We start from the raw sequence: 21523 nt of genomic DNA on the forward strand, positions 1-21523 counted from the left end.
GGTCAGTGCTCGAACACCATGGCGGCGAACGTCGCGCCGTCCCCGGCACCGACCGCCGCGACCAGGTAGCGGTCACCCGGCCGGAGCAGGTCGCGCTGCCGGGCGGTGCGGTAGTTGACGAACGCGTCGGCGCAGAACACGTGGCCGGTCTCGGTCACGTTGTCCAGCAGCACCCGGTCCAGCGGCAGCCCGATCAGCCGGCACAGCCGCTTCCAGGTCATCAGGTTCACGTTGTGCGGCAGCACCAGCCGCAGCTCGGACAGCGCCGTCCCGGCCCGGTCCAGCGCGCGGCCGATCACCTCGGCCAGCGCCGGCCGGTACGCCCGCTGGAACCGTGCCGGGGACTCGCCGCCGGCCACGTCGAACTCGCCCCGCTGGTGGCAGGCGTACGCGAGCAGCCGGTCCCGGCCGCCACCGGCGCTGAGCAGGCAGGCCGACGAGCCCTCGCTGAACACCGACGTCTCCGGGATGAACTGGGCGTCGCGGGTGAACGCCTTCTCCCCGGTGAGCACCAGCGCGATCGGCGGGCCGTCCGGCGTGTCCGGTTCGGACGCGAGCAGCCGCCCGGCCACGTCGATCGCTGCGAGCGCGCTCGCGCAGGACTGCTGGGTGAGCGTGAACGCGAGCGCGTGGCTCAGCCCGAGCGTGTGGCACACCTCGTGCAGCGGGTTGACCGGGTAGGGGGTGACCACCGGGAACGCCCGCCCGTACACCACGAACCGCACCCGCCGCCGCAGCGCGGGCAGCGCGGTGAGGCCGCCCGCCGCGCGCAGCAGCAGGTCGGTCAGGGACAGCCCGGGGTCGCGGCGGACCTCGGTCAGGCCGTGGAAGCGGCCGAACAGGCGGACCTGCATGTCGGTCAGGCCCAGCGGCGCGGCCAGGCTCTCGACCGGCACCCGGCGCTGCGGCAGGAACACCGAGACGGCGTCGATCGCCGTCATACGCGTACCGTCACGACACGGATCAGATCAGTGACGCCGGTGGATGTCAACGCGCGTGCGATCATATCGACGTGGCTCGCTTCCTTTTCGTCGTGCTGCCGGTGGAGTCCCATCTGCACGCCCCGGTCGCCATCGCCCAGCAACTGGAGGCGGCCGGGCACGAGGTGGCCTGGGTCGGGCCGCGCAGCGACCTGCGCCCGCTGGTCGGCCCGGACGCCGTGCTGTTCCCGACCGGCAAGCGCTACTACCGGCCGGACGGCGCGTCCGGGGCGGCCTCGGTGCGCAGCCTCTGGCAGGGGCACGTGCTGCCCGCCAACCGCTTCATCCGCGACGCCGCCGACGCGGCGGTCGAGCGGTACGAGCCGGACGTGGTGGTGGCCGACCAGTACGCGCTGGCCGGCGCGCTCGCCGCGCACCGCCGCGGGCTGCCCTGGGCGACGTTCTGCGTCGGCATGCTGGAGCTGACGCCGCCCACCGGGGAGATGCCCGAGTTCACCGACTGGGTACGCGCCCAGGTCCAGCGGGTGTGGGCGATGACCGACGTACCCGTGGACGAGACGATCGACCTGCGCTTCTCGCCGTACCTCGTGATCGGGCTGACCACGACGGCGCTGACCGGCCCGGCGCCGCTGCCGCCGGGCTGCGTGCTCACCGGGCCGGCACTGGGACGGCGGCCGAACGCGCCCGCGTTCGCCTGGGAGGCGTGGGATCCCGGCCGCCGGCACGTGCTGGTCACCGTCGGCACGATGGCCGAGCATCTCGCCGCCGACTTCCTCCGGCGGATGACGGCGGCGACCGCGCCGCTCGCCGGCCGGGTCCAGGTGATCCTCACCGCCGGGCCCGGCCTGGTGCCCGACCCGCCGCCGCACGTGCTGGTCGCGCCGCGGGTGCCGGTGCTGGAGCTGATGCCGCGACTGGACGCGCTGGTGTCCCACGGCGGGCTGGGCACCGTCTCCGAGGCGCTGGCCCACGGCGTGCCGGTGGTGGTCGCGCCGATCCGGCACGACCACCCGGCGGTGGCGAGTCAGGTGTGCCGGGCCGGAGCCGGTCTGGCGGTCTCCTTCGGCTCGGCGACCCCGGCGGAGCTGACCGCCGCGCTGAGCGCGGTGCTCGACGAGCCGGCGTACCGGGCCGGGGCGCGCCGGGTCGGTGAGTCGTTCGCGGCGGCCGGCGGCGCCCGCGCGGCGGCGGCGCACCTCGCCGCGTTGGCACGGACGGCTCCCGACGCCTGACGCATCGACCGTTGTCCAACGGTCGGCGCGGAACTAGCCTGACCTGACGTACCCGCGCCGGCGTCGTGCCGCACGAGGAGGCTCGATGATCGAGGCCACCGGCCTACGCAAGTCCTTCCGGGTCGGACGCGGGCGCGGCGCCACCACAGTCGACGCGGTACGCGGCGTCGACTTCGCGGTACGGCGCGGCGAGATCGTCGGGTTCCTCGGCCCGAACGGCGCCGGGAAGTCCACCACGCTGCGGATGCTCGCCACGCTGATCCGGCCCAGCGGGGGAGCGGCCACCATCGCCGGGGTCGACCTGCTGCGGGCGCCCGCGCAGGTCCGGCGGCGGATCGGCTTCGTGGCGCAGGCCAGCGGCACCTACGACGACTCGACCGCCCGGCGCGACCTGGTGCTCCAGGCCCGCATGCACGGGCTGTCCAAGTCGGTGGCGCAGGACCTGGCCGTCGGCGCGATCCGCGCGTTCCAGCTCGACGACTTCGCCGACCGCAAGATCAAGACGTACTCGGGCGGGCAGCGCCGCCGCCTCGACGTCGCGCTCGGCGTCATCCACTCGCCGCAGGTCATGTTCCTGGACGAGCCCACCGCCGGGCTCGACCCGCCCAGCCGGGTCCGGATGTGGCAGGAGGTACGTCGGCTGCGCGAGGAGGGCATGACCATCTTCCTCACCACCCACTACCTGGACGAGGCCGACAGCCTCTGCGACCGGGTCTCGATCATCGACGCCGGGCGGATCGTGGCCGAGGGCACCCCGTCGGCGCTCAAACGCGAGATCTCCGGCGACGTGGTCGCCGTCGACTTCGCCACCGCCGACGTCGCGGACCCGACCGGCGGCGACCTGCCGGCCGCGACGAAGCTGCTGGCCGAGGCGCCGTACGTGCACGCGGCCGAGCCGGTCGACGGCACGCTGCGGCTCTACGTCGACAGCGCCGCCACCGCGATCCCGCAGGTCATGCGGGCGCTCTACGACAGGGGCATCGAGCCCGGCGCGATCGAGGCCCGCCGCCCCAGCCTCGACGACGTGTTCCTGGCCAAGACCGGCCGGTCGCTCACCGAGTGACCGGACGCCGAGAGGAGTACGGCGTGAAGCTCGTCCGCGACACCTGGCTGATCTTCCAGCAGGAGGCCGGCCTGATGGTGCGCAACCCGGTGATGGTGGCGTTCAGCCTGGCCCAGCCGATCACCTACCTGATCCTGTTCGCGCCGTTCCTCAAGGTGGTGATGGTCGACCGGGGTGCCTCGTCGTACGCCGACGCGTACCGCATCTACGTACCCGGCCTGTTCGTGGCGATGGGCCTGTTCGGCGGCCTGTTCGCCGGGTACGGGCTGCTCAGCGCGCTGCGCGCGGGCATCATCGACAGGTGCCGGGTGACGCCGGTGAGCCGGACCGGCCTGCTGCTGGGCCGGGCGCTGATGCACGTGTGCCTCAACGTGGTGCAGGCGGTGGTGGTCACGCTGGTGGCGCTGCCGTTCGGCCTGCGGGTGCACCTGGCGAACCTGCTGGTGTCGTACGCGCTGCTGTCGGTGATGGTGCTGCTCAGCACGTCGATCTCGTACGACATCGCGCTGCTGGTGCGCAACGAGAACAGCCTCGGCGTGCTGGTGAACACCGTCGGCCAGCCGGTGTCGCTGCTCGCCGGCGTGCTCATCCCGCTCGTACTGGCGCCGATGTGGATCCAGCGGGTCGCGGTGTGGAACCCGTTCGCCTGGGCCACCGACGGCATGCGCGCGCTGTTCGCCGGCCAGATCACCCAGACCGTGGTGTGGCAGGGCGCGCTCATCATGTCCGGGCTGGCCGCCGCCAGTCTGTTCTGGTCGTCGCACCTGTTCAACCGCGAGGTCTCCTGACCGTGCGTGCATCGACCATTGTCTCAGCGTGGCGAGCGCTCTAGCCTGATCGTGTCCCCGCTCGGCGGCCGGTACGGGGCGCGGCCGCGACGCGTGTCAGCTGAGGAGGCCACTCGTTGGGTGCCGACAACTTCCGGGCGACGCTGGCGGCCGACATGGAGCTGGGCGCGGGCAACGTGCTGCTCCGGCTGGCCGAGCACGGCGCCGACATGGACATGCACCGGGTGACGTTCGACGCCGACGTCGACGGCATTCCCGCCTGGACGCCGCTGTCGCTGGCGACGCTCACCGACCGGGTCGCGGCCCGGGCCGCCTGGTTCCGGGCGCGCGGCGTCCGCCGGGCCGACCCGATCGCGGTGTACGTGACCTCCGCACCAGACGTGTTCCTCAACTTCCTGGCGCTGACCTGGCTCGGCGCGATCCCGGCGCTGATGAACGGCAACATGCCGGTCCCGCTGGCCGCCGAGTTCGTCAGGCGGCTGCGCGGGGCCGGGGTGGTGGTCGACGCCGACCACGCCGCCCTGGCCGAGCACGACCTCGGCGCGCCGATCCTCGGCGACGCGGCGCAGACCGGCACCGGCGACCCGGCGCAGGCGCCGCCGCACCACCGGCACCACCCGCAGGAGCCGGTGGTCATCACCCACTCCTCGGGCACCACCCGGGTACCCGCCGCGATCGTCCACTCGCACCACGGCCTGTTCGCCGCGATCCGCGCGGTCCGGCTCACCGAGTCCCGGCCGTACGGCGAGGTTCGGGAGATGTCCGCGCTGCCGGCCGCGCACGCCGCCGGCATCATCACGCTCAACCAGGCGCTCTGCAACGGCTACCAGCTGCTCTGCCTGTCCGCGCAGGGCGGCCCGTTCGCGCACAGCGCGGAGACGATCCTTTCCGCGATCGAACGGTGGCGCCCCACCGGCGTGTTCGGCTTCGCGGTGACCTGGTCCGAGCTGGCCCGGGTCGACCTCACCACCCGCGACCTCAGCTCGGTGCGCAACTGGTTCAACACCGGCGACTGCGCGCACGAGGCGCACGTACGCCGGCTCGTCGCCGTCGGCAGCCATCCCGCGTACACCCGGGACGGCATGGTCGACGTCCCCGGTTCCAAGTTCGTCGACATGCTCGGCTCCACCGAGATGGGGCACGGCGCGTTCCGGATCACCCACCGGCTCGGCAGCGACCGCTACGACCGCTGCGTCGGCAGGCCGTACCCGTTCGCCGAGATCGCGCTGCTCGACGTGGAGACCGGCGAGGAGGTTCCGCCGGGGCAGGTGGGGCACGTCGGCCTCAAGTCGCCGACCCTGGCGCTCGGCTACTGGAACGACTCGGTCACCACGTACCGCACCCGGCTGGGCGGCTACTACCTGACCGGCGACCTGATGTACCGCGACGAGGCCGGCGACTACCACCACGTCGACCGGGCCAGCGACGCGGTCGACCTCGGCGGCGGCACCTGGCTGTACACCGCGCTGTCCGAGGAGCGCATCCTCCGGCACTGCCCGGACGTCCGCGACTGCACCGTCCTCGCGGCGACGGGGGAGGACGGCACGACCGTCACCGACGTGCTGCTCCTGCTCGCCGCCGACGCCGATCCGGCGCACGACCGTACCGACCGGGTCCGGGCCGCGCTGGGGCCGTCGGTGGCCGCGACGCTGCGCCGGGTGGTGACGGTCCCCGACGACGACGTGGTCACCGGGCCGACCGGAAAGGTCCGCAAGTTCCTCATGCGACAGCGGCTGCTCGCCGACGCCGGAGCGCCCCGCACCGGCTGACCGGGGGACATCGACGGCTGGCGCGACCGTGCCAGAATCCAGCCGTGTCCTACCTCCCCTCGCAGCCGTACCCGCCGATGCCCGGCGGCGTCAGCCCGCTGATCGCCTACCCGCACCCGATCACCCCGCCGCCCGGCTGCGGGGTGCTCGTCGTCTCGGTGAACCGCGGGCCGTACCTGATCCCGGTGCCGGTGACCAGCCGCTTCAAGATCAACCGCCAGGTGGTCGCCATCCCCGGCGAGGGGACCTGGCACGTCGCGGTGCCGGCCGGTGCGCACGACGTCCGGTACACCGACTTCATGGGCGTCCCGCTCGTCACCACGACGCTCGCGGTACAGCCGGGGGCCGCGCACCACCTCGCGTTCCGCTTCGGCGGGTGGCGCAACCGGGTGTACGACGGCTACGGCACCGACGTCACCCGGTTCGGCCTGTGGTCCAACTACAGCGTCATGCTGGTCCTGCTGCCGGTGATCGGCCTGGCCTGCTGCGGGGCGTTCGGGCTGCTCATCGGCTCGACTCCCTGATCCGGCCCGGCCGGCGGGCCTGGTCGCTCCGCTAGCGCAGCGACCAGGTCTGCTTCACGTTGAACACGCAGGTCCAGGCGTTCAGCGGTGCGCCCGCGGCGTGCCCGTCGACGTCCAGGCAGCGGTCGGTGGCCCGGTTGAACAGCGACCGCCGGCCCTGGCTCTCGATCCACTCCCACTTCTGCGCCGGGTTGCCGCTGCACCACGCCGTCTGCACCGGCACGCCGTCGCGCTTCTCGCCCCACGCCACGTCCAGGCAGAGGCCGCCCTCGACCCGGACGCTGCCGTCGGACGCGAACGTCCACCACTGGAAGCGCTCCTCCCGGCAGGCCCGCAGCACGACGCGTACGCCGTCCCCGCTGCCGCCGCTGGCACACAGGCCGGTCTCCTTGCCGACGAGTTGCTTGGCGCCGGCCGGGCGGACCGGCGCGGGCGGCTTCGCCGGCTCCTTCGACGTGCCCGCTTCCGGCGCCGACGTGGACGGGCGCGCGGCCGACGAGGCCGGCGGCTTCGGCGTCCGCGTGCCGGGCGACGGCGTGCCGGAAGTCGCCGGCGCGCCCCGCAGCCGGCCGTCGAGGGCGTAGAAGTCGGTGAACTCCCGGACCGTGCGCAGGAACGCCTGCGTCCCGGCGTCGAAGTCGCCGCCGGTGTGGCGCACGGCGTCGGTCCCGTCGCGGTACGCCGCCAGCGCCAGCAGGTCCGGGTCGCCGTCGAGCGCGGCCAGCTCCCGCCGCAGCGCGCAGAGCGTGGCGCCCGCCGCCGGCACCGCTGCCTGCGGATCCCAGGGCGAGGCGCCGGACGGGCCGTACGCACGCCACAGCTCGGGCCGGAACTGGGCGATGCCCTTGCGGCCACCGTCGCCGAGCAGGTTCGGGTCGAAACCGGAGGAGGCCATCAGCTGCGCGGCGACGGCGGCCGGCGGCACCTGCGGGCACACCGAGCCGGCCCGGACCACGAGGCGGACGTACGCGGCGGGGACCGCCTTGGGCTGCCGGCGCTCGCCCTCGCCGCCGGCCGGCCCGGTCTCGGCGAAGCCGTCCTGCCGCCCGTAGTAGGCGGCGTACCGGCCGGCCTCGTCGACGTACGGGACCGCCGCCGACGGCACCCCCTCGGCGGCGCGTACCTCCTCGAACCCGGTGTGGAACGCGGCGAGCGACAACCGCCACGGGTCGCCCGGGACGGCAGACGCGCGCACCTGCCCGGCCAGGTCGCACATGTGGTGGGCGAGCGCGAGGATGTTGGCGGCACCGTCGGTGCGCTGCGCGTCCGGCCACGGCGCCCAGGTCCGCCACCGCTCGTCGTCCAGCCCGGCCAGGCCCCGGCCGCCGGACGCGGTGCGCTCGGCCCGCGCGTCCAGACCCGACTCGGCCATCAACTGCCCGGCCAGCCGCGCCGGGGTCAGCGCGGGGCAGGAGCGGGCGGCGGTCCGGATGGCGGCCAGGTGCTCGGCGGAGACGGCCCGGCCGGCCGGCTCGTCGTCGCGCGCGGTGGCGACGCTCCCGCTGAGGGCGGCGACCGCCAGGCTCAGCGCCGCCAGCCCGGCGGCGCCGGCGGCGACGACGCCGCGCGGGATCCGGCGCGGCCGCTGGCGCGCGCCGGGGGCATCGGGTGTCACAGGGCGGTCCCTCCGGTGATGACGGACGCCCTGCCGGTGCGCGGCGTCCTCGGTTCACCCGGCCGGAATCGGGTCCGATCCGGTCCGGCCGTCATTGAACCGAGCGTCCGGCGAGCCGTCAAATGTGGACGGTGGTGCCCGGCCCGGACCGCCCGCATGGGTCGAGCGGCGAGGACGGTGTTGATCCGGAACGGAACCGAAAAGTTTCGGGATCCTGTCCTTTACGGTGGCGGTCGAGCGCCCTTCGACGGCCCGTCGACGCTGATCGGAGACCCTTCCCGGCGGCAGTAAGGCCCGTTCAGAACCGCCGCCGGGGTTACCACAACATTTCCGGAACTTGTTGACAGGATGAACCGGGGCTCCAATACTGTGGCCATCGGCGTATCTCGATTGACGTCGATGTCCGACCACCACCGTGGCGCGGCTGTCGCCCCGGTCCCGCCGTCCGCGGGCGGGCGAGCACCCGCGGCTCGCGCCACCGGAAGCTGGCCGCCCGCCAGCCGTCACAGGGAGGAAACCCGTCCATGAAAGACGCCCCCGTCCGTACGGGCATCCGCAGGCGCGGACGCCTCAGGATGGCCCTCGGCGGCGCCTGTGCCGTGGCGCTGATCGCCGCCGGGGCGACGGCCGTCGCGTCAGGTCCGGCCTACGCCGACACCACCGTCACGTCGAACTCCACCGGCACCAACAACGGCTACTTCTATTCCTTCTGGAAGGACAGTGGCAACGTCTCCATGACCATGGGTAACGGTGGTCAGTACAGCACCCAGTGGAGCAACATCAACAACTTCGTCGCCGGCAAGGGCTGGAACCCGGGCGGCCGCCGCACGGTCAGCTACTCCGGCAGCTTCAACCCGTCCGGCAACGCGTACCTGACGCTCTACGGCTGGACGCGCAACCCTCTCGTCGAGTACTACATCGTGGACAGCTGGGGCAGTTGGCGCCCGCCGGGCAGCGGCTACATGGGTTCGGTGTCCTCCGACGGCGGCACGTACGACGTCTACCGCACGCAGCGGGTCAACGCCCCCTCGATCGAGGGGACCCGGACGTTCTACCAGTACTGGAGCGTCCGCCAGTCGAAGCGCGTGGGCGGCACCATCACCTCCGGCAACCACTTCGACGCCTGGTCGCGCTACGGCATGAACCTCGGTTCGCACGACTACCAGATCCTGGCCACCGAGGGCTACCAGAGCAGCGGAAACTCCAACATCACGATCGGCGGGACCGGCGGTGGCAACCCGACCACCCCGCCGCCGAACAACGGTGGCTGCACGGTCAGCGTCAGCCGCGCCGAGGAGTGGGGCGACCGGTTCAACGTGACCTTCTCGGTCAGCGGCACCAACAACTGGGTGGTCAGCATCCAGACCCAGGGCGGGCAGAGCCTGCAGAACAGCTGGAACGCGTCGATCAGCGGCACCAGCGGCACGCTCACCGCGCGCCCGAACGGCAACGGCAACAACTTCGGCATCACGCTCTACAAGAACGGCAACAGCAACACCCCGACGGCGACCTGTTCCGCCGCCTGAGCCCTTTTCCGGGGAGGGGGTGCCGCGCCTGGCGCGGCACCCCCGTTTCGTGTGCCCGGAGGGCGATGATGTGACGGCCGACACACCTGGGTAAAAACTTGATTGATTCCAAAAGACCGGACTAAGGTCGTCGCATGACGGCCGACTTCGAGACGCAGCTCCGGGCGGTCTCGTTGCGGGTGACCCGGCCCCGCCTGGCGGTGCTGTCCGCGCTGCGCGACCACCCGCACGTCGACACCGACACGGTGATCGCCCTGGTCCGCGCCGAGCAGCCCACCGTGTCCCACCAGGCGGTCTACGATGTGCTCCGGGCACTCACCGACGCCGGGCTGATCCGGCGCATCCAGCCGGCCGGCGCCACGGCCCGCTACGAGTCACGGGTGGGAGACAACCACCACCACGTCGTGTGCCGTTCCTGCGGCGCCATCGCCGACGTCGAGTGCGCCGTCGGCCGCGCCCCCTGTCTCACCGCCTCGGACGACCACGGCTTCGTGGTGGACGAGGCGGAGGTCGTCTACTGGGGCACCTGCCCCGGCTGCGCGGCCGACCGCACCGCCCAGTGATCCGCCAGTTCGGAAGGAAGCAGATGAGCGACACCCAGGACAACCGGCCCGTCAGCCCGCAGGGCGTGGACGCCAAGGAGGCGGCCGGCTGCCCGGTCGCGCACGACTCGGTGACCGCGCACGGCAGCGAGAGCGAGAACCCGGCGATCGACTCGCCGACCCCGAAGACCGGCGGTCGTCCGCGCAGCAACCGCGACTGGTGGCCCAACCAGCTCGACCTGTCGGTGCTGCACGCCCACTCGTCCAAGGGCAACCCGCTGGGCCCGGAGTTCAGCTACGCCAAGGAGTTCGCGAAGCTCGACGTCGAGGCGCTCAAGCGGGACATCACCGAGGTGCTCACCACCTCGCAGGACTGGTGGCCGGCCGACTTCGGCCACTACGGCGGCCTGATGATCCGCATGAGCTGGCACGCCGCGGGCACCTACCGCATCGAGGACGGCCGCGGTGGCGCCGGCGACGGCGGGCAGCGCTTCGCCCCGCTGAACAGCTGGCCGGACAACGCCAACCTGGACAAGGCCCGTCGGCTGCTCTGGCCGGTCAAGCAGAAGTACGGCCAGAAGATCTCCTGGGCCGACCTGCTGGTGCTCGCCGGCAACGTGGCGCTGGAGTCGATGGGCTTCAAGACCTTCGGCTTCGGTTTCGGCCGGGAGGACGTCTGGGAGCCGGAGGAGATCTTCTGGGGCCCCGAGGACACCTGGCTGGGCGACGAGCGCTACGCCTCCGAGAAGGAGATGGTGGCCGGCGTCGGCGCGACCGAGATGGGTCTGATCTACGTCAACCCGGAGGGCCCGCGCGGCAACGCCGACCCGCTCGCGGCGGCGCACTTCATCCGTGAGACGTTCCGCCGGATGGCGATGAACGACGAGGAGACCGTCGCGCTGATCGCCGGCGGCCACACGTTCGGCAAGACCCACGGCGCGGGCCCGGCCGACGCGCACGTCGGCCCCGAGCCGGAGGCCGCGCCGCTGGAGGCGCAGGGCCTGGGCTGGCTGAGCACGTACGGCGAGGGCAAGGGCGGCGACACGATCACCAGCGGCCTCGAGGTCACCTGGACCGACAAGCCGACCCAGTGGAGCAACCGGTTCTTCGAGATCCTCTTCGGCTACGAGTGGGAGCTGACCACCAGCCCCGGCGGCGCCAAGCAGTGGGTCGCCAAGGACGCCGAGGCGATCATCCCGGACGCCCACGACCCGTCGAAGAAGCACAAGCCGACCATGCTGACGACTGACCTGTCGCTGCGCGTGGACCCGGCGTACGAGAAGATCTCCCGCCGCTTCCTGGAGAACCCGGACGAGTTCGCGCTGGCGTTCGCCAAGGCCTGGTACAAGCTGCTGCACCGGGACATGGGCCCGGTCAGCCGCTTCCTCGGCCCGTGGGTGCCCGAGGCCCAGCTCTGGCAGGATCCGGTGCCGGCCGCCGCGCACGAGTTGGTGAACGACGCCGACGTCGCCGCGCTCAAGGCGAAGGTGCTGGAGTCCGGCCTCACCACCGCCCAGCTGGTCTCCACCGCCTGGGCCTCGGCCGCGAGCTACCGCTCCACCGACAAGCGCGGTGGCGCCAACGGCGCGCGGATCCGGCTGGAGCCGCAGCGCAACTGGGAGGTCAACCAGCCCGAGCAGCTCGCCACCGTGCTGACCACCCTGGAGGGCATCCAGCAGGAGTTCAACGCGGCCGGCGGCGCCCAGATCTCGCTCGCCGACCTGATCGTGCTGGCCGGCTCGGCCGCTGTCGAGCAGGCGGCGCGCGACGCCGGCGTCGAGGTCACGGTGCCGTTCCACCCGGGTCGTACCGACGCCACCCAGGAGCAGACCGACGTCGAGTCGTTCCGGGTGATGGAGCCGCGTGCCGACGGGTTCCGCAACTACCTGCGGCCGGGTGAGAAGACCCAGCCGGAGGTGCTGCTCGTCGACCGCGCGTACATGCTGAACCTGACCGCGCCGGAGATGACCGTCCTGGTCGGCGGCCTGCGCGCGCTCGGCAACAACGTCGGCGGCGCCGCGCACGGCGTGCTCACCGACCGGCCCGGCGTGCTCACCAACGACTTCTTCGTCAACCTGCTCTCCCCGGGCACCCGGTGGAAGGCGGCGGAGTCCGAGGAGCACGTGTACGAGATCCGGGACCTGGCGACCGACCAGGTGAAGTGGACCGCCACCGCGGTCGACCTCATCTTCGGCTCCAACTCGCAACTGCGGGCGCTCGCCGAGGTCTACGCCAGCGACGACGCGCGGGAGAAGTTCGTCCGCGACTTCGTCGCCGCCTGGACGAAGGTCATGGAGCTGGACCGCTTCGACCTGGCCTGATCCGCCACATCTGAGCGAGCCCCGGTCCGTCGCGCCGCGACGGGCCGGGGCTCGTCCGTGTCCGGCGGGCGTCGGGGATCAGCCGTACGCACCCGCCCGCCCGCAAACGTTGGAAAATCTGCTCGGAAGTTGCGGTCGTCCCGCGAAGCGGTTCGCCCCGTCCCGAGCAGCGGGATCTCGGTCGAGCGCCGACCCGCTCGGTCCAGCATGGATCGCCGCTGGTGGCCGGGAATCCGGGCCCACTCGTGTTGCCTGCTGGTTTCGAAAACTTTGCCGCAAGCTATTGCAAAGACTTTCATGGATGGCGCATGGTGTTCGCTACCCGGGACGGCCGCCCCACCCCCGTTCACCCTTTCGAACCCACGGAAGAGGTCCCCCAGCCATGCACTCCGCCAGGCCACACCCCCGTGGCCGCGCCGGTCGCCTGCTGCTCGCCGCCGCGCTCGTCGCGGCCGGCGGCACGGTCGCCGTCGCCGCCGCCACCACCGCCCCCGCCCCCGCCCGCGCCGCCGTCGCCCTCAACGACAGCGAGGTGACCGCCAACCTCTGGGAATGGAACTGGACCTCGGTCGCCGCCGCCTGCACCGACCACCTCGGACCGGCCGGATACGGCGCGGTGCAGGTGGCACCGCCGCAGGAGTCGGTGAAGCTGCCCGCCAGCGCCGACGGCGCGTACCCCTGGTACGAGGTGTACCAGCCGGTGTCGTACAAGCTGGACAGCCGGTTCGGCAACCGCCAGCAGTTCGCCGCGATGGTCACCGCGTGCCACAACGCCGGTGTGCGCGTCTACGTCGACGCGGTGGTCAACCACATGGCCGGCACCAACAACCCGGCCGGTACGCGCGGCTACGCCGGCACCGAGTTCTCCGGCTACAACTACCCGGCCGTGCCGTACGGCGACGGTGACTTCCACCGCCCCGGCGACAACTGCCCGACCGGCGGCGCGATCAGCGACTGGAACAACGAGGCCCAGGTGACCAGCTGCGAGCTGCTGTCGCTGTCCGACCTCTACACCGAGAAGGAAGCGGTCCGCAACAAGATCGCCGGCTACCTGAACGACCTGATCGGGCTCGGCGTCGACGGCTTCCGGGTCGACGCGGTCAAGCACATCCGCAAGGACGACTTCGCGGCGATCCTCGGCAAGCTGAACAACACCGTCGTCGAGGGCCGGCGCCCGTACGTCGCGCAGGAGATCTTCGACGGGGCGAGCAACCCGGCGTTGCAGGCCCGCGCCTACATCGGCAACGGCGACGTGCTCGACTTCGCGTACGCCAAGGGCATCCGCTCGGCGTTCCAGGGTTCGATCTCGGCGCTGGCGAACGTGCCGAACTGGAACCTCGACGCGCCCGGCGCCAACGTCTTCTCCATGGTCACCAACCACGACCTGGAGCGCGACGGCGTGGTGCTGTCGTACAAGAACGGCACCGACTACGTGCTGGCGAACTACTTCGCGCTGGCCTACCCGCACGGAAAGCCGTCGGTCTACGACAGCTTCACCTGGTCCAACCGCAACCAGTCCCCGCCGCATGACGGCACCGGCCGGGTCACCGACACCGTCTGCGGCGCCGCCTGGAACTGCCTGAGCCGCACCACCGGCGTCAAGGGCATGGTCGGCTGGGCCAACGCGGCCCGCCCGGTGAAGACCGTCTCGGACTTCACCACGGTCAACAGCAACGTGATCGGCTTCCACCGGGGCGACCGGGCGTGGATCGGCATCAACGACTCCGGCTCGGCCACCACCGCCACCTTCGTCACCGGGCTCGCCGACGGCCGGTACTGCGACGTCATCTCCGGCGTCGCCACCGGCAGCGGCTGCACCGGCTCCACGGTGACCGTGTCCGGGGGCCGGGCCACAGTGACCGTCCCGGCCAACGACGCGGTCGCGATCCACGTGAACGCCCGGCCGGGCGCGAGCCCGTCCCCGTCGGCCTCCCCGACCGCGTCCCCGTCGGCCTCGCCGACCGCGTCGCCCACCGTCAGCCCGGGTGACCGGATCGCCACCACGTTCACCGTCGCCGCGAACGTGGCCGCCGGGCAGGACGTCTACGTCGTCGGTAGCATCCCCGAGCTGGGCTCGTGGACGCCCGCGAACGGCGTCAAGCTCGCCGCGCAGGGCGGTGGCACCTACCGCGCCACCGTCAGCCTGCCCCGGTCCACCGCGGTGGAGTACAAGTTCGTCAAGCTGACCGCCGCCGGCGCCGTCACCTGGGAGTCCGGCGCGAACCGGACGCTCAGCACCCCGGCCGGCGGTACGTACGCGGTGACCGAGACGTTCCGCGGCGACACCGTCAGCACGACTGTGGCCACCACGTTCTCCGCCACCGCGACCACCGTCTACGGGCAGAACGTGTTCGTGGTCGGCAACATCCCGGCGCTCGGCGGCTGGAACCCGGCCGCCGCCGTCGCGCTCTCGCCGGCCGCCTACCCGGTCTGGCGGGCCACCGTCGACCTGCCCGCGAACACCGCTGTCGAGTACAAGTACGTCAAGAAGAACCCGGACGGCACGGTGATCTGGGAGTCCGGCGCGAACCGGACGCTCACCACGCCGGCCGGTGGCACCCGGGCCGTCAGCGACACCTGGCGCTGACGATCGTGCGGCCCGTCCCCCTCACCCCTGGGGACGGGCCGCATCCGGTCAGGCCCGGACCCTGGCCTCGGCCTCCGACGCGGTGATGACGCCTTCGCGGCCTCCGCCCCGGACCGCCGCCACTGCCGTGGCCAGGCACGCCACCGCGGCGAGCACCAGCGGCGGCCGGCCGCCGGCCGCGACCGCCGCCGACCCGAGCGGGATGGCCAGCGTGATCGGGCCGAACATCGCGGTGTTCGCGGTCCCGGCGACTCGTCCGAGCATCGCCTGCGGCGTGTACGTCTGCACGGCGGTGACCGCCGCGACGAGCGTCCACGGCAGACCGACGCCGATCACCACCGAGGCGGCCACAGTGCCCGGCCACCAGGGCAGGCAGCGCCCGAGACAGCCGGCCGCGAACAGGACCGTGCCGGCGGCACCGACCGCGATCTCACCGTGGCGGCGGACCAGCCGGCCGACCACCAGCCCGGCGAGCAGCGATCCGGCACCCTGGGCGCCGGCGAGCACGCCGAGGAAGGTGGACGGCAGCTCGAGGCCGGTGACCACCACGTCGTACAGCGCCGCGGTGGTGAAGCCGGACATCGCGATGGACACCGCCGCGAGCGCCACGGGTACGCGTACCGTCCGCCGGGCCAGCAGCGTGGCGAGCCCGTCCCGCACCCCCGCCGGGCGTGCGGCCGGGGGAGCGGGAACGGTCCGCGTCAGGCGCAACGCGCCGTACAGGGCGGCCACGATCACCGGTACGACGGCGGCGAGCACCGCGACGACGTGTCCGCCCCGCCATGCGTACAGGCCCGCCCCGGCCAGCGGCGCCACCAGCTTCACACCCTCCTGCGCGCTCGACCGCCAGCCGTTGACGTCGGCCAGCCGGGCCGGGGGGAGTGCGGCGGGCAGCAGCGCGGTCTCGCCGGCGTCGACGAGCACGTAGCCGATCCCGTAGGCGAGCGAGACGGCGTAGATCAGCCACGCCTCGCCGGGCCCCCGTACCGCCAGCAGGCTCAGCAGCGCGGCGGCGAGCGCGAGGTTGACGCCGATCACCAGCGGACGCCGGGGCACCCGGTCGAGCAGGCCGCCGAGCCACGGGCCGGCCAGCGTCGGGGCGTAGACGCAGAGCCCGGCCAGCGCGGCGAGCCCGGTCGAGCCGGTCAGGTCCAGGATCCAGATGCCGCAGACCAGGGCCATGGCGCTGCCGCCGAGGCCGGACAGCAGCGAGACGGTCACGAACAGGACGGCGTTGCGGCGCATGGATCCCCCGAGAGATTGAGTCTGGTGGACTCACATCCTCCGGAGTTGAGTTAGTGCGAGGCAATGCCCCGGGCGTACGTCAATGCGGTGTTGACAGTGCGGCGGCGATGCGCCGGGCGGCGTCGCGTGCCGGAGCGGGCAGCCGCCGCCCGGCCCTGGCCAGGTCGTCGGCGAGGTGTCCCGCCAGCGTGTGCAGCGGCCCGGCACCGGCGTCCAGCGCGAGCGCGCAGGTGCGGCGCGTCAACGCCGCGCGGGGGAAGCGGCCGTCCCACGCGCGGTCCGCCTCGATCCAGCGGTGCAGGTCGGTGACCGCCGCCCGCAGCACGGGCAGGTCGGGGGCGCCGGCCGGATCGAGCCGGGACAGGCGGGCCCGCCGGGCCGCGACGAGGCGTTGCCGGCGCTGCTCGGCGGCCTGCCGGCTGCCCAGGCCCAGCGCCCGCGCGATCTCGGCCCAGGTGGCACCGTCGTGCCGGGCCCGGTCGATCAGGTCCAGCTCGCGGTCGTCCAGCCGGACCCGGGCCGCGGCGATCTCGGACAGGTGGTCCAGGGTCACCTGTCAACGCTACATTGACACCCGCCTCGGCGCGTCAGTCCTCCGGGACGCCCGGGCCCACCTCGCCGCGCGCCAGACGCTCGGCGTTGCGGTCGGCCTCGCTCTCCGCGTTCTCCGCCCCGGCGCCCGGATCCCGGGTACGCCGCCCCTCGGCGTCCTGGAACACCTGCCCGCGCTCGAGCGCGCCCTCCTGCTGCCGCTGGAACTGCTCCGGATCGGTCATGACCGTCAGGTGCCCCGGCGGCCACGCGGCAAACCGGTACGTCAGCGCGGCGGCGCCACGTAGAGCGCGGTCCGGCAGCCGGTCTCGCCCGGCTCCAGCCAGATCCGGTCGTACCCGGGGGATTCGATCTTCCCGGCCGGCGTGCGGACGAGCAGCAGGCAGTCCCGTTCGGCCGGTACGCCGACGGCGGCGACGAGCGCGCCCTCGTGCACCGTCGTGTCGACGGTGATCCAGTCCTGCGGGAAAGCCGCCCGCACCGCGTCCGCCAGCGTCTCCGGGGTGGCGGTGCGCAGCACGGCGGTGAGCCGCTGCCGCCCGTCCTCGGGCACCCTCGGCACCGGCGCGGCGGTGGGCGGCGAGGGAGCGGGGCCGCTCGGACAGTCGATCTCGTGGTACGTCGTGTAGCGGTAGAGCTCGAACTCGTAGCGGTAACAGCGCGCGGCCTCACCGGCGCTGTTGCTCGCTCCACCGATCGACACCGGCGGCTGCTCCGGCACCGTCACCACGAACCGCACGTCGACGGTGGCCCGCTCGTTCCCGGCGGTGCGCCCGGACCAGGCCAGCGCCTCCCGCCGGACTGTCACACCGCCGCCGGACGCGGCGTCCGTCGGCTCCTGGACGATCTCGGCCGCCGCGATCGACCCGGCGTCCCGCGCCCGGTTGCGGTGCCCCAGCTCCGTGTTGAGCTGCTTCGCCTCCGCCGTCGCGGTGTCGCGCGCCAGCGCGTCGCCGCTCTCCTCCCCGATCCCCCTCCCGCACCCGGCCGACGCGAGGAGGAGCACTGCGAGCATCCACCGGAGCCACCGGTGACGGGACGGCGGTGTCGGCCCGGTGGCGGCGCGTGTCCGGTTCACCGAGCGGACGTTACCGGCGCGCCGGGCGCCGCGCTGCCCCGTGACGAGGGGGCCGTTGGTCCCGGATCCGACAGGCCCTCGGCCCTGCGATCCGTGCCCGCCCGCGCGGCATGCTGGGACTGCCCGGCGCGGGCGGCGACGACATGGAGGACGATGTGGTGATCAACGGCGGGCCGGCGACAGCGACGACGCCCACCGAGATCTCTCCGGCCCCCGCGACCGGGCTCGGCTCGGCCGAGGCGGCCGCCCGGCTGCGCGCCGACGGGCCGAACACCGTTGCCGCCCCGCGCAAGCGCGGGCTGGCCGGCCGGGTGTTCCGCCAGCTCACCGATCCGCTGGTGGCGCTGCTGCTGGCCGCCGCCGTGGTGACCACGCTGCTGCGCGACTACCCGGACACCGCCGTGATCGTGCTGGTCGTCCTGATCAACACCGCGATCGGCGTGGTGCAGGAGGTACGCGCCGACCGGGCCGTCGCCGCGCTGGACCGGCTCGCCGCACCGACCGCGCGTGTGGTCCGCGACGGCCGTGACCTCGTGCTGCCCGCCGCCGACCTGGTCCGCGGCGACCTGGTCCGGCTGGAGGCGGGCGACGTGGTGCCCGCCGACCTCGATCTCACCGACGCGGTACGCCTCAGCCTGGACGAGTCGGCGCTGACCGGCGAGTCGGTGCCGGTGGCCCGGGTCGCGGGTGAGGAGGCCAGCGCCGGCACCGTGGTCACCACCGGCCGCGCCACCGGAACCGTGGCGCGCACCGGCGCGGCGAGCGCGCTGGGCCGGATCAGCGCCCTGGTCGCGGCGACCCGGCCGGCGCCCACCCCGCTGCAACGACGCCTGTCCTCGCTCGGCCGCGTGCTCGGCCTGACCGCCGTGGTGCTCTCCGGGCTGGTCTTCGCCATCGGCGTGCTCGACGGGCGGCCGGTCACGCAGATGGCCGTCACCGCCGTCAGCCTCGTGGTGGCGGCCGTACCGGAGTCGCTGCCCGCCGTCGTCACGCTGGCGCTCGCCCTGGGCGCGCGCCGGATGGCAGGTAGCCGCGCCATCCCCCGCCGGCTGCACGCGGTGGAGACCCTCGGCTCGGTCACCGTGATCGCCTCCGACAAGACCGGCACGCTCACCGAGGGCCGGATGGCGGTGCAGTACGCGGTCGTCCCCGGCCGCGACCGCTACGCCGTCACCGGCACCGGCTACGCGCCCGACGGCGAGGTGCACCACCGGGGCGAGCCGGTGAGCGCCCCCGACGAGCTGCGTGCCCTCGCCCGCGCCGGGCTGCTCTGCAACGACGCCACCGTGACGCCGCCGACCGACGAGCGGCCCGAGTGGACGGCGATCGGCGACCCGCTGGAGGCCGCGCTCGTCACGTTCGGCGCCCGCTGCGGCCTGGACCCGGACACCACCCGGGACGCCTGGCCCCGCGTCGCGGAGGCCCCGTTCGACCAGGACCTGCGCCGGATGACCACGGTGCACCGCCGCTGTGACGGGCGCTACCTGGTGGTCTGCAAGGGCGCGCCGGAGAACCTGCTGGCCGCGCCGCTGGTGGACGCCGACGCCGCGGAACTGGCCGAGCTGACCGACGCCGCGCACCGGCTCGCCACCGAAGGGCTGCGCGTGCTGGCGGTGGCCTCCGCGGTGGTCGACACCCTGCCCGACCCGGCCCGGCCGACCGGCCTGCGCCCGCTGGGCCTGGTCGCGGTCGGCGATCCGCTGCGCGCCGCGGCACCCGGCATCGCCGCCGGCTTCGAGGAGGCCGGCATCCGGCTGGTCCTCATCACCGGCGACCACCCGGCGACCGCCGCCGCGATCGGCGGACGGCTCGGGCTCTGGCGCGACGGCGACCCGCTCGCCAACGGCGACGACGGCGACCCGGGCGGCGCCCACCCCGAGACCCGGGTGTACGCGCGGACCCAGCCGGAACAGAAGCTCGACATCATCGCCGGCCTCCAGAACCGGGGGCACGTGGTGGCGATGACCGGCGACGGCGTCAACGACGCCCCGGCGCTGCGCCGCGCGGACATCGGTGTGGCGATGGGCGGCGGCACCGAGGTGGCCCGGCAGGCCTCCGACCTGGTGCTCGTCGACGACGACCTGACCACCGTGGCGACCGCCATCGGCGAGGGCCGCCGGATCTACGACAACATCCGCCGCTTCCTGCGCTACGCGCTCGCCGGTGGCGTGGCCGAGATCGCGGTGATGCTGCTGGGCCCGCTGGTGGGCCTGCCGGTGCCGCTGCTGCCGGCGCAGATCCTCTGGATCAACCTGCTCACCCACGGCGTCCCCGGGGTGGCGCTCGGCGCGGAGCCGGCCGAGCCGGGCACGCTGCGCCGGCCGCCCCGCTCCCCGCAGGAGTCGGTGCTCGGCGCCGGCCTGGGCCGGGACGTGCTGGTCACCGGCGGGCTGATCGCCGCGGCGACGCTGGGCGCCGGGGTGTGGGCCGCGGCGGCCGACCGGCCGTGGCAGTCGGTGGTGTTCGTGGTGCTCGGCCTGGCCCAGCTCGGCGTGGCGCTGGCGGTCCGCGCGATCCGTACCCCGGGCTCGCGCGAGCGCAACCTCGCGCTGCCGGTGGCGGTGGCGATCTCCGCTGTGCTCCAGGTGGCGGGTGTGCTGCTGCCGCCGCTGCGCGAGCTGCTCGGCACGTCCCCGCTCAGCGCGCTCGACCTGCTCGCCTGCGCCGCGATCGGCGTACTGCCCGGGCTGGTGCTGCGGCTGACCCGCCGGTTCCGCGGGACCAACGGCCCTCACGCCGGGGCCGTCGGCCCTGCCGGGCCGGCCGCCTGAGCGGCAGGCTGGGGACGAGTGAAGGAGGACGACATGACGATCCACTCGCAGGCCCCCGTCGTGGTGGGCGTGGACGGCTCCGCCGCCTCGCTGGACGCGGTCCGGGTGGCCGCCCGCGAGGCCGCCGACCGGAACCGGCCGCTGCAGGTGGTGCACGCCTTCATCTGGCCGCTGACCCGTGCGCCGCTGACCCCGGCGCCGGGCGCGCCCGCCGGTGCCGGCCTGCGCAACCAGGCCGAACGGGTCGTCGCCGAGGCGGTCGCCGAGGCCGGCAAGGTCGCGCCGGACGTACCTGTCACCGGCGTGGTGGTCGACGGCGCGCCGGCGGCGGTGCTGGTCGCCGAGTCCCGCGAGGCGGCGCTGATCGTGCTCGGCCACCGCGGCCTGGGCGGGTTCGCCGGACTGCTGATCGGCTCGGTCACGCTCCAGGTGTCGGCCCGCGCGCACTGCGCGGTGCTGGTGACGCGCGGGGAGGCGCGCGCCGACGGCCCGGTCGTGGTCGGCGTGGACGGCTCCGAGCTGTCCACCGCGGCGGTCGGGTACGCGTACGAGGAGGCCGCTCGCCGGGGCGCCTCGCTGATCGTGGTGCACGCCTGGCTGCACCCCACCCCGATCGGCCCCGGCGACATCCTGCCGCTGGTGTACGACCCGGAGGCGCTCGCCGAGGAGTCCCGGCGCGTCCTCGCCGAGTCGATCGCCGGCTGGGCCGAGCGTTACCCCGACGTGCCGGTACGGCAGCGGTCGCTGCGCGGCGCCCCGGCCCGGGTGCTGGTGGAGGAGTCGAAGGACGCCCAGCTCGTGGTGGTCGGCGCGCACGGCCGGGGCGCGCTGGGCGGGCTGCTGCTCGGCTCGGTCAGCCACGCGGTGCTGCACCACGCCCACTCGCCGCTGGTGATCGTGCGCAACGGCGCCTGACCCCGCGGCAGCGCCCTGCCAGGCGACAGGGCCGACGGCGCCCGACCCGCGACA

Annotated in this window: 17 protein-coding genes; 11 read left to right on the plus strand and 6 right to left on the minus strand. The window is 73.8% G+C overall.

Going from position 1 to position 21523, the window contains the following annotated elements; translation table 11 throughout:
• Positions 1-2 precede the first annotated feature (2 nt).
• Positions 3-941, minus strand: a complete 939-nt coding sequence (locus ACPCK6_RS13260) for a 3-oxoacyl-[acyl-carrier-protein] synthase III C-terminal domain-containing protein (protein WP_396882424.1) — start codon at positions 939-941, stop codon at positions 3-5.
• A 71-nt stretch (positions 942-1012) separates the two neighbouring features.
• Between ACPCK6_RS13260 and ACPCK6_RS13265 the strand changes: the two genes are divergently transcribed.
• The 5 genes from ACPCK6_RS13265 to ACPCK6_RS13285 all read left to right on the plus strand — a co-directional run bounded on the left by ACPCK6_RS13265 (position 1013) and on the right by ACPCK6_RS13285 (position 6317).
• Entirely contained in the window at positions 1013-2173 is a 1161-nt protein-coding gene (locus ACPCK6_RS13265; RefSeq protein ID WP_423481249.1) for a glycosyltransferase, read from the plus strand.
• 85 nt (positions 2174-2258) lie between these two features.
• Positions 2259-3236: an efflux ABC transporter ATPase subunit, DrrA-related gene (locus tag ACPCK6_RS13270; protein WP_423481250.1), complete on the plus strand. Its 978-nt coding sequence runs from the start codon at positions 2259-2261 to the stop codon at positions 3234-3236.
• 23 nt (positions 3237-3259) lie between these two features.
• The gene (locus ACPCK6_RS13275) at positions 3260-4024 is read left to right on the plus strand and encodes an ABC transporter permease (protein WP_318334458.1); all 765 of its coding nucleotides are present in this window, start codon (positions 3260-3262) and stop codon (positions 4022-4024) included.
• Between the two features lie 116 nt (positions 4025-4140).
• Positions 4141-5793, plus strand: coding sequence for a class I adenylate-forming enzyme family protein (locus tag ACPCK6_RS13280; protein ID WP_423481251.1), 1653 nt, complete (start codon positions 4141-4143; stop codon positions 5791-5793).
• Positions 5794-5837: 44 nt separating this feature from the next.
• On the plus strand, positions 5838-6317 hold the full coding sequence (locus ACPCK6_RS13285; protein WP_396882428.1) for a hypothetical protein: 480 nt from the start codon (positions 5838-5840) through the stop codon (positions 6315-6317).
• Positions 6318-6348: 31 nt separating this feature from the next.
• Here ACPCK6_RS13285 and ACPCK6_RS13290 read toward each other — a convergent pair whose 3' ends face one another.
• On the minus strand, positions 6349-7932 hold the full coding sequence (locus ACPCK6_RS13290; RefSeq protein ID WP_423481252.1) for a ricin-type beta-trefoil lectin domain protein: 1584 nt from the start codon (positions 7930-7932) through the stop codon (positions 6349-6351).
• Positions 7933-8456: 524 nt separating this feature from the next.
• On the opposite strand from ACPCK6_RS13290, the gene ACPCK6_RS13295 reads away from it, so the two are divergent.
• From ACPCK6_RS13295 to ACPCK6_RS13310, 4 genes are all read left to right on the plus strand, one after another.
• The gene (locus ACPCK6_RS13295) at positions 8457-9458 is read left to right on the plus strand and encodes a glycoside hydrolase family 11 protein (protein WP_423481253.1); all 1002 of its coding nucleotides are present in this window, start codon (positions 8457-8459) and stop codon (positions 9456-9458) included.
• A gap of 134 nt (positions 9459-9592) precedes the next feature.
• Positions 9593-10021, plus strand: a complete 429-nt coding sequence (locus ACPCK6_RS13300) for a Fur family transcriptional regulator (protein WP_135240611.1) — start codon at positions 9593-9595, stop codon at positions 10019-10021.
• Positions 10022-10044: 23 nt separating this feature from the next.
• Positions 10045-12321, plus strand: coding sequence for a catalase/peroxidase HPI (gene katG, locus ACPCK6_RS13305; protein WP_396882431.1), 2277 nt, complete (start codon positions 10045-10047; stop codon positions 12319-12321).
• A gap of 382 nt (positions 12322-12703) precedes the next feature.
• Entirely contained in the window at positions 12704-14908 is a 2205-nt protein-coding gene (locus ACPCK6_RS13310; protein ID WP_423481254.1) for a carbohydrate-binding module family 20 domain-containing protein, read from the plus strand.
• Between the two features lie 48 nt (positions 14909-14956).
• Here ACPCK6_RS13310 and ACPCK6_RS13315 read toward each other — a convergent pair whose 3' ends face one another.
• From ACPCK6_RS13315 to ACPCK6_RS13330, 4 genes are all read right to left on the minus strand, one after another.
• Positions 14957-16153, minus strand: coding sequence for an MFS transporter (locus ACPCK6_RS13315; protein ID WP_423481255.1), 1197 nt, complete (start codon positions 16151-16153; stop codon positions 14957-14959).
• 79 nt (positions 16154-16232) lie between these two features.
• The gene (locus ACPCK6_RS13320) at positions 16233-16706 is read right to left on the minus strand and encodes a hypothetical protein (protein WP_423481256.1); all 474 of its coding nucleotides are present in this window, start codon (positions 16704-16706) and stop codon (positions 16233-16235) included.
• Between the two features lie 34 nt (positions 16707-16740).
• Positions 16741-16929, minus strand: a complete 189-nt coding sequence (locus ACPCK6_RS13325; RefSeq protein WP_013286843.1) for a hypothetical protein — start codon at positions 16927-16929, stop codon at positions 16741-16743.
• 41 nt (positions 16930-16970) lie between these two features.
• Positions 16971-17720, minus strand: a complete 750-nt coding sequence (locus ACPCK6_RS13330) for a hypothetical protein (RefSeq protein WP_423481257.1) — start codon at positions 17718-17720, stop codon at positions 16971-16973.
• A 173-nt stretch (positions 17721-17893) separates the two neighbouring features.
• Between ACPCK6_RS13330 and ACPCK6_RS13335 the strand changes: the two genes are divergently transcribed.
• On the plus strand, positions 17894-20554 hold the full coding sequence (locus ACPCK6_RS13335) for a cation-translocating P-type ATPase (RefSeq protein WP_423481258.1): 2661 nt from the start codon (positions 17894-17896) through the stop codon (positions 20552-20554).
• Positions 20555-20587: 33 nt separating this feature from the next.
• Positions 20588-21469 carry a universal stress protein gene (locus ACPCK6_RS13340; protein ID WP_423481259.1) on the plus strand — a complete coding sequence of 294 codons (882 nt, stop codon included), beginning with the start codon at positions 20588-20590 and terminating at the stop codon, positions 21467-21469.
• The last annotated feature ends 54 nt before the right edge of the window (positions 21470-21523 follow it).

This window comes from Micromonospora sp. AB353, assembly GCF_049538395.1.
In the GTDB taxonomy this organism is placed as follows: domain Bacteria; phylum Actinomycetota; class Actinomycetes; order Mycobacteriales; family Micromonosporaceae; genus Micromonospora; species Micromonospora aurantiaca.

Bases quoted from the DNA above. Each gene is read 5' to 3' on its own strand.
- ACPCK6_RS13260 (WP_396882424.1), bottom strand. From the start codon at position 941: ATGACGGCGATCGACGCCGTCTCGGTGTTCCTGCCGCAGCGCCGGGTG.
- ACPCK6_RS13270 (WP_423481250.1), top strand. From the start codon at position 2,259: ATGATCGAGGCCACCGGCCTACGCAAGTCCTTCCGGGTCGGACGCGGG.
- ACPCK6_RS13295 (WP_423481253.1), top strand. From the start codon at position 8,457: ATGAAAGACGCCCCCGTCCGTACGGGCATCCGCAGGCGCGGACGCCTC.
- ACPCK6_RS13300 (WP_135240611.1), top strand. From the start codon at position 9,593: ATGACGGCCGACTTCGAGACGCAGCTCCGGGCGGTCTCGTTGCGGGTG.
- katG (WP_396882431.1), top strand. From the start codon at position 10,045: ATGAGCGACACCCAGGACAACCGGCCCGTCAGCCCGCAGGGCGTGGAC.
- ACPCK6_RS13310 (WP_423481254.1), top strand. From the start codon at position 12,704: ATGCACTCCGCCAGGCCACACCCCCGTGGCCGCGCCGGTCGCCTGCTG.
- ACPCK6_RS13315 (WP_423481255.1), bottom strand. From the start codon at position 16,153: ATGCGCCGCAACGCCGTCCTGTTCGTGACCGTCTCGCTGCTGTCCGGC.
- ACPCK6_RS13325 (WP_013286843.1), bottom strand. From the start codon at position 16,929: ATGACCGATCCGGAGCAGTTCCAGCGGCAGCAGGAGGGCGCGCTCGAG.
- ACPCK6_RS13330 (WP_423481257.1), bottom strand. From the start codon at position 17,720: ATGCTCGCAGTGCTCCTCCTCGCGTCGGCCGGGTGCGGGAGGGGGATC.
- ACPCK6_RS13335 (WP_423481258.1), top strand. From the start codon at position 17,894: ATGCTGGGACTGCCCGGCGCGGGCGGCGACGACATGGAGGACGATGTG.
- ACPCK6_RS13340 (WP_423481259.1), top strand. From the start codon at position 20,588: ATGACGATCCACTCGCAGGCCCCCGTCGTGGTGGGCGTGGACGGCTCC.